Source organism: Margalitia sp. FSL K6-0131 (assembly GCF_038008735.1).
Classification (GTDB): Bacteria; Bacillota; Bacilli; order Bacillales; family Bacillaceae_C; genus Margalitia; species Margalitia shackletonii.
Genome location: NZ_JBBOZS010000001.1, coordinates 288,384 through 304,964 on the forward strand (window position 1 = coordinate 288,384; position 16,581 = coordinate 304,964).

The following is a 16,581-nucleotide window of genomic DNA, read 5'->3' on the forward strand; positions in this document are numbered from 1 at the left end:
TGGGTGATTTTTCATTAATATGAAAAATTTATTATGTATTAATAAACATAATCCACAATTTACGGGGAACCGCCAACATTTTGACGAAAATATACGCTAAGCATCTTTAGAAGCATAAAAAGTACATTTTCCATACTCTAAGCCGAACATCACTGTTTCAAAATGTATAATTCTAAAGTGTTATATGTCATATTAAAAAAAGGAACTATTTGACACGGCAATTTTGAACAATTTCAGTAATGTCATAAAGCTTACTTTTTGAAAAACTAATGTTTTATCATTCTTGCATTCTTAGCGTATAAAAATGTTAAAATGTTTGATTTCCCCTACAAAAAGAAACGTATCCTCCTTATTTTTCATTTCAAAATTACCTACAAATTTCATTAATTGATACGTTATAACGCTCGAAATGCAATTTTTGAAGTGAAAGTTATAATTCTTTATTGTTTACATAACATCTATTATGTTTTTGGTAATGTTAAAAAACCTTGATATATCAATATTCTAGTAAGTTCTCTATCTCACTCTATTTTTAATAGCAATTCTACCGAGACAATCGAACTATGATTATAGATATATTTTCAAAAAAAGGTAGTTTCCCAAATATCTAAATGTTATGATTTTATAAAATATAATCGCGGTGATTAAATGAAGAAAATGAAACTTGCAATACTATCAATTTTAAGAATCGTTATTTTCGCTATCTGTTCTCCTGCACTAGCAGAGGAACTTGATCCGGTTTCACCAGCGGAAGATGCCGGTGAACTTGATAGTGATGTAGGGGGAATAGCAAATATCCCTATAACACCATCACCAGATCCTAGTAAACTTAAAACTTTCGATGCACAACAAAAAGCTTCAGATGGTAAATTTTTTGATGGTATTAGAAATAAAATGGTAAATTACTTTGATCAATTTGATAATGGAGAGATTACAGAACAGGAACTTGCAGATCTAATTCAAAATAATATTTCTCCAAATTTAGCAACCGAAGAACAACAAATGGCTTTTGTAATAAGTGAACAAAAATCGGATAGTACTGTAATGATGATACAAAGTACTTATCCTCCTGTAGAATATGGATTAGGTAAACTTGGATTAAATTCGAAGGAAATTAAGCTTTTTTCCGATCATCCCGTTTGGGCTGCAAAAACGAAAAATATTGCAAATGTAGCAAGTGCAGAAGCCGAAAAACGTTTTAGTAGATATACGTTATGGCAAGGAAATGGAGATGCTTTTAGACATTCGTTTTGGAACGCTTTAATGACGAAAAATATTAATAGAGATTGGGCTTATCAAGTAGGGTATGCTCATGAAAACTTAAATCCAGGACAAAAAACTATTGATCTAGATATTAAGATGGATATAGAAAATAATTATCGTGGCCGAGTGGATGGAACGGATTGGAAATCGTATGGTGATTCTGTTGTATCGGATAAAATAGCCGATTCAATATCCAATGGTAAAAAGGTACGTATTCGTAGTTATACTTCAGGTTATGCTGCACCTGAAGATATTGTTGCCGGAGTAAAAACTAAATCTGAAGGAAAATTTATTGCAACTTCATCTGGTGGTAGAATGCGATAATAACACAATATAAGGAAGTTGAATAAATATGAAAAAATTATTAGTTGCGGTTTTACTGTTATTAATTAGTTTAATTTACGTAATTGTTCAGGTTACAAAAAAATTGTTATACCTTCCTAAGTTTTCTATAAAAGCTGACAATCCTGTAAGTTTTCATTGGAGTTACATAGATATTAACACGGGGTTTCAACAAGGTGATCCTGGTTCAATCTATCATTTATGGATGATTCCTGTTTATCTTCTAATATTAATTGCATTAATTCTGACTGCTCTTGCTTTTAGAAAAAATAAAAATTAATGATAGTAAAAGCTGTTTATAATGAGGGCAAACTTTCCAAATTAACATAACATCCAATCCAGGAAGCAGTCTTACAAACAAACCCCTGAATTCGGCCAAATTTGGTCAAATTCGGGGGTTTTCGTTTTGGGAAATAGTCCAAAAATCGGTGGAATAATAAGAATCCCAATCTCTTGTTTTCTTCTTTTTTCTCCGGTTTTCTATGTTGTTTGAGCATGTATTGTAGATAATAGCTTTTAAGCTTGCGTATAAGACTTATTTTAAAAAGCACTGTTCTTTCTGTTGAATGACAATAAAGTTGTTTAATTACAATAAAGTTGTTTAAAAACTTCAAATGTTTTATTCCAATAAATTCCAGATTGTTGCATAATTGAATATAAAAGTTGTGCCGTTTACTCATATGGATATTCCTGTCTTAAAGAGGTGATTTAATGAAAATTGAAACTAACCGGCGACTGATTAAAACATTTGAAAAACATCATCTGAATGACGTTTATGAAATCTATAATGATGACTCAACATGTCAATATCTTTTGCATGCTAAATGGACCCATGAAAATAAAGAAAGGGAATTTAATAAGAAGTTAAATAATAATCAATTAACAAAAGAAAATGCCTTGAGCTTAGCGGTCTTAATCGACGATAAAGTAATTGGCGATTTATCTATTTGGTACACAGATATGAAAGATACTGTTGAAATTGGTTATACATTGTCAAAATCTGTGTCTGGACAAGGATATGCAACAGAGGCATTTATTGCACTAATAAACCATTTATTTAAAGCTGTAAAAGTCCACCGTATTCAAGCGAATCTAGATGCACGAAATACAGCATAAGAAAAATTATGTAGAAGGGTGGGATGAGAAAAGAAGCTCACTTTATACAAGACTTTTGGAATAAAAATGAGTGGACCGATAGTATTGTATTCGGAATGCTAAAAACTGACTTTAATAAGTTCAACTCCGAAAGAGGGAACCATTGAAAAAGTATTATCGAATAGTGACTCTGAGTTAGGAGTAGAAGCCTTGAAGGGGTACGGAAACGATTCGAGGATTGAGGGGCCACACAGGGAATAATTTACATTCTATTGTATCCCCTCTTTTTCCTCTATTTCCTTTAGCTTGCGATAAAACGCAGCCTGACTAACCTTTGTAATGGCACATATCTCCTTTACCGTTTTATCCGTTGTATTTCGTAATTCAATTGCGTGGTTCATTCCTGGATGTTTATCCGTATATTTTTTTACTCTTCCTCGATATTTGCCCTTTTGCTTGGCCAATTTAATCCCGGAACGTTGCTTTTCTTTAATCATTTCTCGATCTAGTTCACTAAATGCTGCCATCACAGTTAAAAAGAATTTACCAGTAGGTGTCCTTGTATCAATTCCTAAATTAAGGATAACAAAGTGGATGTTCCTTTCTCGAAGCTGTTCAACTAGCTGTAGCAACTGAACAGTGTTTCGACCAAGGCGATCCATTCGAGTTACAACTAAGGTATCACCAGTTGTAATCTTGGAAAGAAGTTCGTCCAATTGTTGCTTCTGTTTAGAAACACCACTGATTTTCTCCTTTACAATGTCGTCTACTCCAAACTTTGTAAGTTGTTCGATTTGGGTATCAAGGTTTTGATCTTGTGTACTTACTCGGGCATATCCATAAATCATATTTTGTCCTCTTTTAGTATATATTTTTGATAGGTGTTATTGAGAGTCTACAAACCTAATAATATCAAGAGGGTAAATTCTTATCAATAGGGTGACCTTATTGATAAAAAATAGACTGAACGATAAAAATCAATCAGTGAATAAATAATTGATTGCGCCATTAAAGTGCTCGATCGCAAAATTCGACATGAAGAAAGCCGAAGTTCCTTAGAATAGGAAAATTCGGCTTTCTTCATTATTTTATTAAAGGAATTGCATTCTTGCCAACTTGATATAAAGTATATTGTTCGTCTTTAGAGGGAGTATCATTTTATCCTCCAAAATATCAGTTGCCACTGGTATTAGAACAAAGGCTTTTGTGTGGTTTAAAGATTTAAAAAGAATTTTGTTTATTTATATATGATTATTTCCGTTACTTTATTCCCTTTATAAATAGGTGTTCCAATAAATATGGTTGTTATATCAATAAAAAGAATGACTCTAATATTGGGGTCCTAGCAGAAAATAACATCGTTCACCTTTAAATTATCGTTGTACACCGAAGCTTGTTTTAAGGTATGCTTAGAATAACCCATTCCTATTCTTAATTTGTTTTCCTTTTCCTGCATATTAAATTCAATCTAATAGTCAATTAAAAAAATAAATATTTTAAGTTCAAAGTTAGGACAGTACCCCAATTATCAACTAAAGCTTTCTACACAATATTTGCTGGCATTTTATTTTAGTACTGTTTTTGTGTTAAATTTGATAATCGAATGATTAATAATCTTTCCATTCTCTATATGGAAAATCTCATCACTTATTGTTTCTAAAAATTGAAAGTCATGACTAGATACAATAATACATTTCCCCTTTGTTTTATAATCTAACAAAAACTGAGTCAACCCTGTTATAGTATTTTGGTCTAAAGCATTTGTAGGCTCATCCAAAATTAATAAGTCTGGTGATTCCATGATTGCCTGAGCTATAGATAAACGTTGTTTCATACCCAATGAATACTTTCTATACTTCCTTCGATCATTCGGATCCAACCCTACAACCTTTAAGGATTGAATTATTGCATTGTCATCTATTTTATTATTTATGCCTGCTAGTATTTCCAGGTTTTTCCTTCCAGTAAATTGGGGTAGAAATTCCGGCATTTCAATTACAGCTCCAACGCTAGGAGGAAATGAAATAACTTTATGCAACTCCTTACTATCTATCATTACACTTCCTTTGTCAGGTATCAATAATCCACAAATTACTCTTAATAACATAGTTTTCCCCGAACCATTAATTCCTTTAATCCCATAAATTTTTCCTTTATATAAAGATAAATTGATATCTTTTAAAATGTTTGAGTTTTTTAGGCTCTTAGAGACTTCTCGAACTTCAATCATAATGAATCCCCCTTTAAATGTAATCCTTTTTCTTTATATATTCCGTCGTAATAATATATAAAATAAAAAGAATTACTCCATAGCATAAGATAAATGTTAGGTCGCTTATTAAAAATGGTTCATGTATTTGATCAATCATTAAATGCCTTCCCGGAAGATAAGGAGTGTTCAAATAGAGTGATAGTATCAACAATATAAAACAAAAAATAAAACTTAGCGCAGAAGTTAACAAGATTTGAATAAAAGTTTGAAAAAGCGTAATATAAATACTTGTTATTATAAGATTACCAAGTATATAAATAGAGGATCCATTATATGATTTTTCGCTAAAAATCATTAGGGTTACACACAAAAGAGTTACATGAAGAACCGAAACCACAAAAGAATATAGAATTTTTCCTATTAACCACTCATGTTTATTCCCCCTTCTAAGCATGACAGCACATGAATTTTTAAGTTCCCCGGAAGCATAATTTCCATTTATCATTAAAAGCATAACAATGATTGCCAACCATGATAAAGGTATTGCAGAATTTCCCTTTCCAAAAACCCCCCCCCCCTATATCTAAGAATGTAGTATTTTCACCTTTTAATTTCCAAGATGTTATACTGGTTAGAATCAAATAGATGAAAATTAAAAAAAACCATTTTATATTATTCTTTCTCCATACATTTAAAAGATCATACCTTATCATACAATCCCCTACTCTAAAAAATTCGCTTCTTTTATTCGTTTAAATAAAATAAATAACAATACAGCAATCCACGCAATTAGATAAATAAAATCAATTGCAAGTCCTTTAAGGCTTACTAATTGCTCTAGTTGGAAAAAGGTTTGTTTAGTAATCAATGAAAAATTAGTAACAAAAACATCTATAGTATATATTGATAAGACGAGAAAAATCCCTATTCCTTCGCCGACCTTATTTACTATGAATGATGCTACTAAGCAAATTAGGTAGCAAATAATCAAATATAGAAAAAAGCCTATAAATACCCAGAAAAAGCGCACAATTATATATATATCTAAATTCATAGGTGTTCTTATTTCACTAAGAATACTATTATGCGTTGAAAAATGGAAACTACTAGAGTGAAACGTTAATAACCAAAATAATCCTGAAAGGAATAAAGTACAGACGTAAAATGCTGAGATTTTAATACCACGTTTGATATATAAGGAAAATATAGATTCTCTACTGCTTAATCTTAATATTTCGTAATGGTTTATCTTTTTATTGATAAACAAGAAAAAAAACGGAAGAATATATATAATCGTAGCATTAGAAACAAAAGTAATAATAAAAAACTCCCAAAAGTTAGGAACTACATTCCTAGTCGAATCAAAGTATTTTATAGATTCAAAAGAAGTGAAACCAGTACAAAAAACAATAGTAATAATACATATTATTATTCTAATTTGGATAATTTGGAAACTTAATCTTAATCTGTTATAAGCGGAAAACTTATTAAATACGTGCATGCTTTTTCATCCCTACATAGTTCCCAATTATAGATATTATAAACATTACGACTCCGACACCTATTATGCAATTCCATGTAATCGTTACAATTGGTTGAGATGGATCAGCTAATATATGAGGTTCATAATTTGGTTTTCCAAATGTCTCTACTATAAAACCATAAATTAAGCTTAAAAGAAATGGAAAAATCATTGCAATAAATTTATGATTTATTAACATAGATGTACACATTGTAAATACAGCTATAATTCCTCCAAACAATCCTGTTATTACCATATAAATGACCATATATTTTAAAGGATGTTCAGGTAACAAAGAACGAAGTACCACTAGGCCTTCTACATTTGTTAGATTTGTTATACGTATAGGCATTAATATATTTATAATAATGAAAGATAGAATAAATGGATAGACAGTTATTAATATTCCGGAACAAAAAACTGCAATCATTTTCCCTAAATAATACTTCCAAAAGGATATTCTTGTTAGCAAGAATAATTGGTAGTTTATTTTTCGATCATTTAGGTGGCTTAAAGCATAAGGCATACATACAATTAATGGTAGCAATAATAAAAAAATTATTCTAAACTGACTAGGACCGGTACCTATATAATAATTAAAGGAAAAATACATAGCCTTTTTATCATACCACGGATCATTTATTACTTTTAAAAAATTAAAATAAAAATCTATAAAAAAACAGATACTTAGTAATAATATAATTGAAGCGAATACTCTATTAAACAGTGCCTTCTTTAACTCAATCCCTAAAAAACGTATAAACATTGGCATCCTCCATTTTAAAAATAAGAAAGAATATCCTTTTTAAAAGGATATTCCTTCCTTATTGTTTTATTTCCTAGAATCCGGACTCCAAACACCCTTAGTAGCAACGTGTACTAGCGATGCAGTACTTAATTCAGCATGCAAGCTAACCTCACAAGCTCCATGCTTTTCATAAGCTACACTAGGAACATTTTTATGTTCTCCGGAAGATACCCATACATAATTTCCCCCTGAATCATTACCGTAGGTAGAAAACACATTAAGCTTCATTTTATAATCATTTCCAATAAACTCATTCTTTTGATAGACAGATGAATCGTTATATTTCCAATCAACTACATCAAGGTCCATCTCTGGTGGCAATAGAACTGATCTATCAAATTCCCCATAATAGTTTTTGTCTGTCGTATTTCCAGTAGCTGCAAATGTGTTTGTAGCCGCAAGCCCAATTAACATCATTGAACTAGCAATTCCTAATCCTAATTTCTTTCCAATCTTCATTTTAATTCCCCCTTTTTTTGTTGCAATACAAATAATAACATTTTTTTCAATTTTTATCCATGCAATTCTGCAAATTTTTACACAATTTTATCAATTTGGGTAATTTGGACTATCAACGCATTATAAACATAAAATTTTGCTAAAGAATATAAAAGGATGGAAGAAAGATCTTTTGATGCTTAGGGCTGAGTCTTTGGATAAACCGAAAGAAAGGCCACCCATGTATGATATACAGCAATTGTGACAAAATAGCTTATATTTAAAATCCATCAAAAAAGGAAAAGGGAAATCAACAACAGATGATTTCCCTTTTCCTTATAATCTAACTAACTTTAAATAATCTATTAGGATAAAGTTTACTGTTACTTATGATACGGTTCCCCACTTTTAATGCTAAACTACCTCCTCAACAATCTGGTCTCCTGATTGCTGAACAAGGCCATAAATACGTTTCTGTTAATCAACGACATCTCCCTTTTTATTATCTTTGAACTCCCTAACTGATTCTAGCAAACTTTCTGACCTTCTTTCTCCAAGATCTTCAAGAAAGTAAATAAATTCTCCCTCGCCATTTTTATCACTAAAATCGTTCATTAAGTCATTAAGTTCCCATTCAATAATTTCTAATTCTTGGGTAGAATAGAAATGCTAATTTAAATATGTACAATCGTGCTTGAATAAAGATGTACAAAATGGATTGCTCATTTCATACTAATCTTGGGGTGATTAGTATGTATATGGCGCTAAATGTTGAAACCAATTTTGAGATTACTAGTCTTTCAGACTTACCAAAATTCAAACAACTAATGGAGCATTTAAAAATGAAAATCAATAAGAGTAAATTAGCAGAAGAGTTAGGTGTAGATCGTAGGACAATTGACAAATACCTAAAGGGATTTGTGCCGAAACGGAAGAGAGAAAAGCCATCCAAAATAGATGAGTATTATGAGATCATTGCAGCTCTCCTCTCCGAGGATTCTAAACAAGTTTTCTATTACCGACGGGTACTTTGGCAGTATTTAAAAGATAATCATGGATTACAATGTTCAGACTCTGCATTTCGTGCTTATATTGCACGTACACCAGAATTTAAAGCTTATTTTGAGGAAGATAAACGGATTGCCTCACCTAAAGGAGTGGTTCGATATGAAACACCACCAGGAAAACAAGCCCAGTTGGATTGGAAAGAAAGTATCCTATTTGAAACAAAGGATGGGGAACAAGTAGAGGTGAATGTGGCAGTTTTTCTTCTCTCTTATTCGCGATTCCGTGCTTTTCATTTAAGTGTCTCAAAATCTCAACGTGTGCTTCTATCCTTTCTAACGGATGCATTTGAAACATTTGGGGGAGTACCTGATGAAATTGTGACGGATAACATGAAAACCGTAATGGATGAAGCACGAACAGAGTATTTCGCTGGAAAAGTAAATCCTAAGTTCGCTCAATTTGCGAAAGACTTTGGCTTTAAAGTGAGACCATGTATAGCTGGTCGACCAAGAACAAAAGGAAAAGTAGAAACAACAATGAAGCTACTGGATGAAATCCATGCTTATCAGGGACAGCTAACCCTCGAAGAGTTACATCAGTTTGTGCAAGATTTAAGTAATCGGATAAATCATGAAATGCATCAAGGTACGGGGAAGATTCCTATTTTTGAATTTAAAAAAGAAAAGAACCTCTTACACCAGCTACCAACTGAGAAAGTAAGAGATTCTTATCGCATCAAACATACGCTTGTCAAAGTCAATGCCTCAAACATGATTTCCTACAAATCGAATCAATACTCGGTACCCGCAAAGTACCAAGGAAAGAAAGTAGGCTTACAAGTGTATGATGATCAATTATGGATTTATTATAACACAGAGCTGATCGCCCAACACCCTATAAGTAACAAGAAGCTAAATTATCAGGAGGCTCATTATCAAGAAGCACTTGGTGTATCTATGCCTTATTTTCCAGATATAAATGATTTGGCCAAACGAAATTTAGCAGCGATTGGAGAGGTGTATAAAAAATGAATCCAATGACAACGAATTACCAACGACTCCTACAAAATTTAGAGTATTTAAAGTTAAAGCAAATGACATTGCATTTAAACGAAGTCATCGATTTCAGCGTGAATAATCAAATGTCGTTCATTGATACACTTATCAAATTAACGAATTATGAGATCGATGTACGCGAGCAAAATATGATTCAATCGATGGTCAAAGTGGGTGCGTTTCCGCACTTAAAAGAAATAAAGGATTTTGATTTTAGTTTTCAAACGTCCGTCAATCAGCAACAGATTTTAGACTTTTTAACGCTTCGCTTTATTGAAAAGAATGAGAATATCGTTTTTCTAGGTCCAAGTGGCGTGGGGAAAACCCATTTGGCCACTTCCATCGGAATTACGGCAGCAAAGAAACGAACTAGTACTTATTTTATAAAGTGTCATGACCTTATTCAAAATCTAAAGAGAGCACGCCTAGAAAATCGATTAGAAGCCCGTTTAAAGCATTATACAAAATACAAGCTGCTTATAATTGATGAAATAGGTTATTTACCTATTGATGCCGAAGATGCGAAGCTCTTTTTCCAGCTCATAGACATGCGTTATGAAAAACGAAGTACCATATTGACAACGAATGTGAACTTTAAATCATGGGATGAAATCTTTCAAGAGCCGAAGTTAGCAAACGCGATTCTAGATCGAATTTTACATCACGCGACTGTCGTTACAATCGTGGGAGAATCGTATCGTTTAAAGAATCATTTAGCGAAAGAAAATGAGTAATTTTGTACATTCTTATACAAGCGAAAGTGTACATATTTGTGTTGACATTTATAGGTAGAACAGGTGATTAAAAAATCCATCGTCTCATACATATCGTAACGAAGCTTCGTATAAACTTCCCACGAGTCTTCTTCCCACCACCTTGAATCCCTCCTGTTCATCATCCAGCGAATCTTATCAATATCTAGCACGTAAGGTCACTCCTTCACTTTGATAAAGCCATACTTTTTTCCCTTGCTACTGGTACCTCAAACGGAAGTTTAGGTGGTATACGGTTAAGATCAATGCGGTATTTACCAAACCGATTAACATGAGCTGTAACATAAGGGCTTAAATAAGAAACATACATGATTTTACACTCACACCCCGGCATGAAAATTATTTCAATGCTGGGGTTTTTATTTTTGTCCATTTTTCCATACTGGTTAATGCTATGGAAAGTAATCTTTACGTGGCTTTTTGTGGTGGTTCAACCCTGTATAAGAAACTGTTTGGAATTTGCCTTGTGTACACCCCTATGTCGACTCTTCAACTCTTGAAGATGATCACGTACAGAAAAATGCTGTTTGACCAAGCTTATTCCACTTTCCATAGACATTATTTTGGAGGTTTTTCCTTATGGACATTTTATTAACTCATTGTGCTGGAATGGATGTTCATCAAAAAGAAATTGTTGTTTGTGCCTTAACAGGCTCTAATGATGAAGTCATCCAAAAAGAAATCAAGACCTTTTCAACCCTAACCAAAAGTCTTTTTGAATTATTGAAATGGTTAGAGGAAAGAGAAATCACTCACATTGCTATGGAAAGTACGGGCATCTATTGGAAACCTGTCTTTAATATCCTTGAAGGATATTTTGACATTACCATTGCCAATGCCCAACGAATCAAAAATGTTCCTGGTCGTAAGACTGATGTTTCCGATGCAGAATGGATTGCCAAACTTCTTCGTCATGGTTTAATTGAGAAAAGTTTTGTTCCCTCACAAGATCTTAGAGAGTTACGTGATTTAACTCGATTACGAAAGAAATGGATTGGTAACTTAACTGCGGAAAAAAATAGAATCTCGAAAGTACTTGAGTGTTCTAACATAAAACTTGGCTCCGTTATCTCTGATATCTTTGGAGTCTCAGGTCGTAAACTTTTAAATCAGCTGGTGGAAAAAGGGTATCTTGATAAAACAGATATCGATAATAATATACATCATTCACTTCGAAAAAAAGCAGATACTATATCTGAATCCCTTTTTGGAACGCTAAATGAACATCAAATGTTTATGATCAAAAGCTCATGGAGTCATATAGAGTACATGGAAAAATCTATACAAGAACTGGAAACCCGCATGGAGAAAATTCTAAGTTCTTACCAAGGAGAAAAAGAAATTCTATTATCTATACCTGGAGTTAAAGACCATACGGCAGCTTGTATTATTGCTGAAATTGGAACAGACATGAGCCAATTTCCTTCGTCTAGACATTTAGCTTCTTGGGCTGGTGTTTCACCCGGAAATAATGAAAGTGCTGGTAAAAAAAAAGTTCTAAAAGTGTGCCGGGAAATCCACATATAAAATCAGCCTTATGTGAGGTCGCATGGGCAATATCAAGGTCGAAAAATACTTCAATGGCAAATGTTTTTTGGTCTCTTTCTGCAAGGCGGGGTAAGAAAAAAGCTTTACAGGCAATAGCACACAAAATTCTAAGAATTATTTATACCTTATTTCTCAATAAGCAACACTTCTCTGAACCATCTATAGCCAGTTAGTCATCCAACAATACAATACTCCTCAAGGTTATGATCTTTTAAAAAAAGTAGAGATCCTACCCTCTATTTAGTGTTGTCTTTTTTCTAAAAAATCACGTTTACAAGCCCCAAATCTCATGTTCGCCAATTTAAATTGCACATGTGTCGTATCTATTCAAAACCCTTTGCCAGTGCTCGCCCATTTTATTTTCACAGAAAAAAGCCACCTAATTGGCAGCTGGATCTTAAACTCTTGCACCCTTTAGTTGAATAAGGTTACGGGTTAATTAAGTAAATTTTGCCCCCTTAAATTACAAATTCAAAACCCGTTGGTTTTTGAAATGGTACTTTACATTGTTTAAAGACTAATTTTAGTTCGGAAAAATCGTCGGGTAAAGCTGGTGATACGATGAAAGTATAGGATACATGCCCTCTTGAGCCGCCACCTCCTTCATTTCGGCAGTCATAATCAACTTCATTACCTTCTATGGAAAGGTTAAAAAAGGTAGGCTCTCGAAAACTTCTGGGCATTTCATCATCAACATCTTCTCTATCAATATTAAAATGAACAACACTGGCATTTTCATATTGACCTACATATGTTACCGAATAAAATACATCATCTTTCTCAAATGACTTTAATATTGGTATATTTTTCAGAAAACCTTTTGGCTCTACAACAGGTTTATATATCTCTTCATTTAAGAGATGTCCAAAAACACTATTTAGAAAATCCTCATAAAAATTATATTTTATAGACCAATCAGCTATAAGTTGTTTAGTTGGAAAACCAGGATTATTTTTTGAAAGTTCTTTCCGTTGCTTAATTAAATGGCATATTTGTTCATCAATTGCTTCAATATGCTCATCATAGTGTTCTGTTGGTGGTTCAAATGGCATTCTCTTCATATTTTTCTCCTCCAAGGTAATAATAGCTTTATTTTAACATAATCTGGTAAGGCAAGTCTTATTTTACAAACCTGCCCCTTTAGTCAAATAAGAACAAGCCACCTAATTGGCAGCTGGATCTTTAACTCTTGCACCCATTAGTTCAATAAGCCGCAGGACTTCCCGTTAATTTAATGGACCAGTCACTTCAAGGCACCTTCCATTATATGCGTCCATCCTAACGTTTAGCTCTTCTCCATTTTTAGCTTTCAGCGTTACACTTAACTCACGTTGATTAGTGATTTGATTTAAAAAGCCACTCTTTTTATCAATGGAAAATTTCTTTGGGGTAATGTCATCCCAATTAATATCCACGGCTTTTATTCCCAATCTTTTTGGTGGAAATTGCAAACACAAAGCTGCATAATCTGTGGCTTTCCCAGCTGTCAATATTGGCTTTTGGTATGCATATGCAAAACAAATAATAAGTAAAAGTAAAATGCTAAAAACTTCTTTCTTCAAATTTTTGCCCTTTAACACGTTTCAATCACCCTATCCAATATCGGATAAAAATGTAATTCGACACCCCACCCATAATTCCTTCCTTATTTTACTAATCCGCCCCTTTTGTTCAATAAGAAAAGCCGCCGATATGGCAGCTGGATCTTTAACTCTTGCACCTATAGCATTCCTGTAGTGCGTTAATCTCGACTTTGAAAAAAATAGAGCCCCTCAGTAAGATAAGAGTATAGACACCACTCTAAAACTCAAATCTAAGGAGGAGCTCTTATTTTTTCAAACCTGATATTTAACTATCTACAGGAATGCTAATCTGCCCCGTTAGTCACCCATGCAGCACATAAATCAGCGCTGCACCACAGAGGATGAAAATGGGGTTCCAAGTCCATAATGTTTAATGGCTGGCGAAGAAGGTCGATACACTATGGTGCCTTTGAGCCCATCCGTTAGTCTGACTCCAACGATCACGGTGTACCACCGACTGTCGCGCCCTAGATGGGTAGCACTCATGGGAGATTAATCCTTTTCTGATCGTTGCGCTAGCTGAACCTTAATGTTTAATATATATAGAAAGGTGGATTATTCTAAGCGTTTTTTCAACTTTATAATGATCTTCAGGAGGCTCAGTAGCATTTTTAAAAAAATGTTTTTCTGGGTTGTATGCCTTTTTTCACTTTTTATTTTCATTGGAGTTTAAGTGCATTTCTTCACAATCTACTGTCCATAAAAAAAAGACCGAAGGGCAACCAGGATTCACCTGATTTTCCTTCGACCTAGTTCAAACTTTTTTAATTAAGGATTTACATAGATGTTTCAGTACATTAATTTTGGGTGTACATTAGTAACTTACTTTAATGTAAAGTAGCGAACTTTAATGTAAAGTAGTCAACTTTAATGTATCTAGACATTTTCTGCCTCTTTACCACTCGAAATCCATCTGCAAAATCCTTCTTATACTGCTTGAAAAAATGATTTGTAGTTGCTTCGCTTTCCCTCTTCGACGCAGGGATCCTTCCTCATTATTTTGTCTTATTATTTCATTTATTTTCCAATTGTTCAAATTAAAATCGTAAAATTTATAAAATATTTTTTGTTTATAATATTCACTATACATACAAAAACAATTGTAGTAAAATTTTACCATCAAAGGAGGGAGCGAAATTGGATTTTGAATATATCATTCGCTCGGAAACGCCAGCTGATTATGAAAAAATTCGCTTACTACATTATTTTGCGTTCGGAAATAAACTAAATGAAGCAAATTTAGTTCAAGCTATCCGGAAAAGTGAACTATTTATACCAGAATTATCTCTCGTTGCGGTGAAAGACGGAGACGTCATTGGACATATTTTGTTTAGCAAAATTTTCATAGAAACAAATGAAGGGGAGATTCCGACTATTGGGCTTGCGCCAATGTCGGTAAAACCGGAATACCAAGGAATCGGAATTGGGTTGGAACTTGTTAAGGCGGGGTTGCGGGCTTGCGGTGAGCTAGGCTATTGTCATGTATTTGTACTCGGACATCCGGATTTCTATCCTAAATTTGGGTTTGTTCCTTCGCAAACCTCGTTCGGAATTGAATGTCCTTATAATGTGGAGGACCCATATTTTATGGCGATCGAGTTGAAGGAAGATTCTTTACAGGGAATCAAGGGGAAGGTGAAATATCCACCTGCGTTTGAAACGGTATCTTAAATAAAAGCTGTTTTCACAATATAAATTCTAAGCTGGTCAGGATTTAGGGAATCTTTTCTTATAAAGTTTCTCCATTTATAACCAAGGACTTCCCTATACAAATGCAACAAAGTTTAAGAAAAGAGGTGTTATTTATGTCATTTCCTATTTTAGAAACAGAACGATTAATGCTTAAGGAAATCACCGAAGAATATACAGGGGCAATCTATGATATTTTTTCACGGGAAGAGGTAACTCGTTATTATGGAATGATACCTTTTCAGGAAGAGGAACAGGCTCAAAAGATGGTACATTCCTTTTCAAGGAATTTTGAAGAAAAGCGTGGGATTCGCTGGGGAATGATTTTAAAAGAAACAGGTGAATACATAGGAAGTGTCGGATTAAATAATCTTGTTATCACGAGCAAACGTGCAGAAGTTGGATATGAGCTGCATCCGGATTTCTGGAGGAGGGGAATCGTTTCGGAAGCGGTAAAAGCAGTTCTGCAATACAGCTTTGAGGAATTGGATTTATATCGAATCGGTGCCGTTACCTTTCCGGAAAACGACCCGTCTTCCAATCTATTGTTAAAATTGGGATTTCAAAAAGAGGGACTGCTAAGAGGTTATATCTATCAAGGTGGGGTTTCATACGATACTTTTGTTTTTTCAATTCTAAAGACTGATTGGGTAAAAGATAGGAATCTATGATAACCAAATCTCCCCGTTATCGGACAACAGTTCCGTTATCTGTGACAAAATGGGCTTATTCCTTCTGTTTGCGGACATAGGAGCCGTTATTTAAGAAAAAAGCAGTGATTTCATTGTGTTTTTACACAATTAACGTACTCAGTGTCCGATTAGTCCTCAAATTTAGGGCATTTATTAAAAATAACGGATTCTGAGTCCGCGTTTATCTAAAAAAGGGGTGACATTATGACGGAGGATTTTTACTGTGAAGAGGTACTAAGCGGCAAGACAGCCGTAAACAAGGTAATGGAAACAGAGAATGTTTTAGCTTATTATCATACAAAACCTTTTTATCCAGTTCATATCGTAGCGATACCGAAAAAGCATATTTCGTCGCTTATCACCCTTCAAGATGAAGATAACGAATTACTTATGGAGTTATTCGATGTTATTAGAAAAGTTGCCGCAACGGTAACCGAAGAAAACGGTGCGTGCAGAGTCATTACGAATATAGGAAACTATCAGGATTCCAAACATCTGCATTGGCATATTGTGTTTGGAAAACCACTGAGATAATAGTGGATGGAGGTGTACT

The 16,581-nt window shown here is 33.7% G+C and carries 14 protein-coding genes and 2 pseudogenes; 9 read left to right on the forward strand and 7 right to left on the reverse strand.

From position 1 onward, the window contains the following. Positions 1-648 precede the first annotated feature (648 nt). The 3 genes and pseudogenes from NSQ59_RS01500 (at position 649) to NSQ59_RS01510 (ending at position 2,867) form a co-directional block, all read left to right on the forward strand. Positions 649-1,587 carry a DUF6973 domain-containing protein gene (locus tag NSQ59_RS01500; protein ID WP_340828747.1) on the forward strand — a complete coding sequence of 313 codons (939 nt, stop codon included), beginning with the start codon at positions 649-651 and terminating at the stop codon, positions 1,585-1,587. 28 nt (positions 1,588-1,615) lie between these two features. Continuing rightward, on the forward strand, positions 1,616-1,885 hold the full coding sequence (locus tag NSQ59_RS01505) for a hypothetical protein (RefSeq protein WP_340828749.1): 270 nt from the start codon (positions 1,616-1,618) through the stop codon (positions 1,883-1,885). A gap of 431 nt (positions 1,886-2,316) precedes the next feature. Further along, positions 2,317-2,867 (forward strand): annotated as a pseudogene (locus NSQ59_RS01510) (GNAT family N-acetyltransferase). Between the two features lie 102 nt (positions 2,868-2,969). Here NSQ59_RS01510 and NSQ59_RS01515 read toward each other — a convergent pair. The 5 genes from NSQ59_RS01515 to NSQ59_RS01535 form a co-directional block, all read right to left on the reverse strand. Beyond that, positions 2,970-3,548, reverse strand: a complete 579-nt coding sequence (locus NSQ59_RS01515) for a recombinase family protein (protein WP_340828750.1) — start codon at positions 3,546-3,548, stop codon at positions 2,970-2,972. Positions 3,549-4,264: 716 nt separating this feature from the next. Next, positions 4,265-4,930, reverse strand: coding sequence for an ATP-binding cassette domain-containing protein (locus NSQ59_RS01520; protein WP_340828752.1), 666 nt, complete (start codon positions 4,928-4,930; stop codon positions 4,265-4,267). Positions 4,931-4,943: 13 nt separating this feature from the next. Continuing rightward, positions 4,944-5,069, reverse strand: coding sequence for a hypothetical protein (locus NSQ59_RS01525; protein WP_340828753.1), 126 nt, complete (start codon positions 5,067-5,069; stop codon positions 4,944-4,946). Positions 5,070-6,399: 1,330 nt separating this feature from the next. Then, positions 6,400-7,200: a hypothetical protein gene (locus NSQ59_RS01530; protein ID WP_340828754.1), complete on the reverse strand. Its 801-nt coding sequence runs from the start codon at positions 7,198-7,200 to the stop codon at positions 6,400-6,402. A gap of 66 nt (positions 7,201-7,266) precedes the next feature. After that, complete coding sequence (locus NSQ59_RS01535) at positions 7,267-7,701, reverse strand: hypothetical protein (protein WP_340828756.1); 435 nt, start codon at positions 7,699-7,701, stop codon at positions 7,267-7,269. Between the two features lie 731 nt (positions 7,702-8,432). Between NSQ59_RS01535 and istA the strand changes: the two genes are divergently transcribed. The 3 genes and pseudogenes from istA to NSQ59_RS01550 all read left to right on the forward strand — a co-directional run bounded on the left by istA (position 8,433) and on the right by NSQ59_RS01550 (position 12,237). Then, a complete protein-coding gene (istA, locus tag NSQ59_RS01540; protein WP_055738371.1) occupies positions 8,433-9,719 on the forward strand; it encodes an IS21 family transposase in 1,287 nt (428 codons plus the stop codon). Between the two features lie 5 nt (positions 9,720-9,724). Continuing rightward, the gene (istB, locus tag NSQ59_RS01545; RefSeq protein WP_055741121.1) at positions 9,725-10,477 is read left to right on the forward strand and encodes an IS21-like element helper ATPase IstB; all 753 of its coding nucleotides are present in this window, start codon (positions 9,725-9,727) and stop codon (positions 10,475-10,477) included. 618 nt (positions 10,478-11,095) lie between these two features. Beyond that, positions 11,096-12,237, forward strand: a pseudogene (locus tag NSQ59_RS01550) (IS110 family transposase). A 285-nt stretch (positions 12,238-12,522) separates the two neighbouring features. Here the strand turns inward: NSQ59_RS01550 and NSQ59_RS01555 are convergent. Both NSQ59_RS01555 and NSQ59_RS01560 read right to left on the reverse strand, forming a co-directional pair. Beyond that, positions 12,523-13,125, reverse strand: coding sequence for a hypothetical protein (locus NSQ59_RS01555; RefSeq protein ID WP_340828759.1), 603 nt, complete (start codon positions 13,123-13,125; stop codon positions 12,523-12,525). Positions 13,126-13,290: 165 nt separating this feature from the next. Further along, positions 13,291-13,644 (reverse strand): hypothetical protein, encoded by a 354-nt coding sequence (locus NSQ59_RS01560; RefSeq protein ID WP_340828760.1) that lies wholly within the window; start codon positions 13,642-13,644, stop codon positions 13,291-13,293. Positions 13,645-14,784: 1,140 nt separating this feature from the next. Between NSQ59_RS01560 and NSQ59_RS01565 the strand changes: the two genes are divergently transcribed. From NSQ59_RS01565 to NSQ59_RS01575, 3 genes are all read left to right on the forward strand, one after another. Next, positions 14,785-15,318: a GNAT family N-acetyltransferase gene (locus NSQ59_RS01565; RefSeq protein WP_340828761.1), complete on the forward strand. Its 534-nt coding sequence runs from the start codon at positions 14,785-14,787 to the stop codon at positions 15,316-15,318. Positions 15,319-15,452: 134 nt separating this feature from the next. Beyond that, positions 15,453-16,007, forward strand: a complete 555-nt coding sequence (locus tag NSQ59_RS01570; protein ID WP_055737935.1) for a GNAT family N-acetyltransferase — start codon at positions 15,453-15,455, stop codon at positions 16,005-16,007. Between the two features lie 225 nt (positions 16,008-16,232). Further along, on the forward strand, positions 16,233-16,562 hold the full coding sequence (locus tag NSQ59_RS01575) for an HIT domain-containing protein (RefSeq protein ID WP_340828763.1): 330 nt from the start codon (positions 16,233-16,235) through the stop codon (positions 16,560-16,562). Positions 16,563-16,581: the final 19 nt, after the last annotated feature.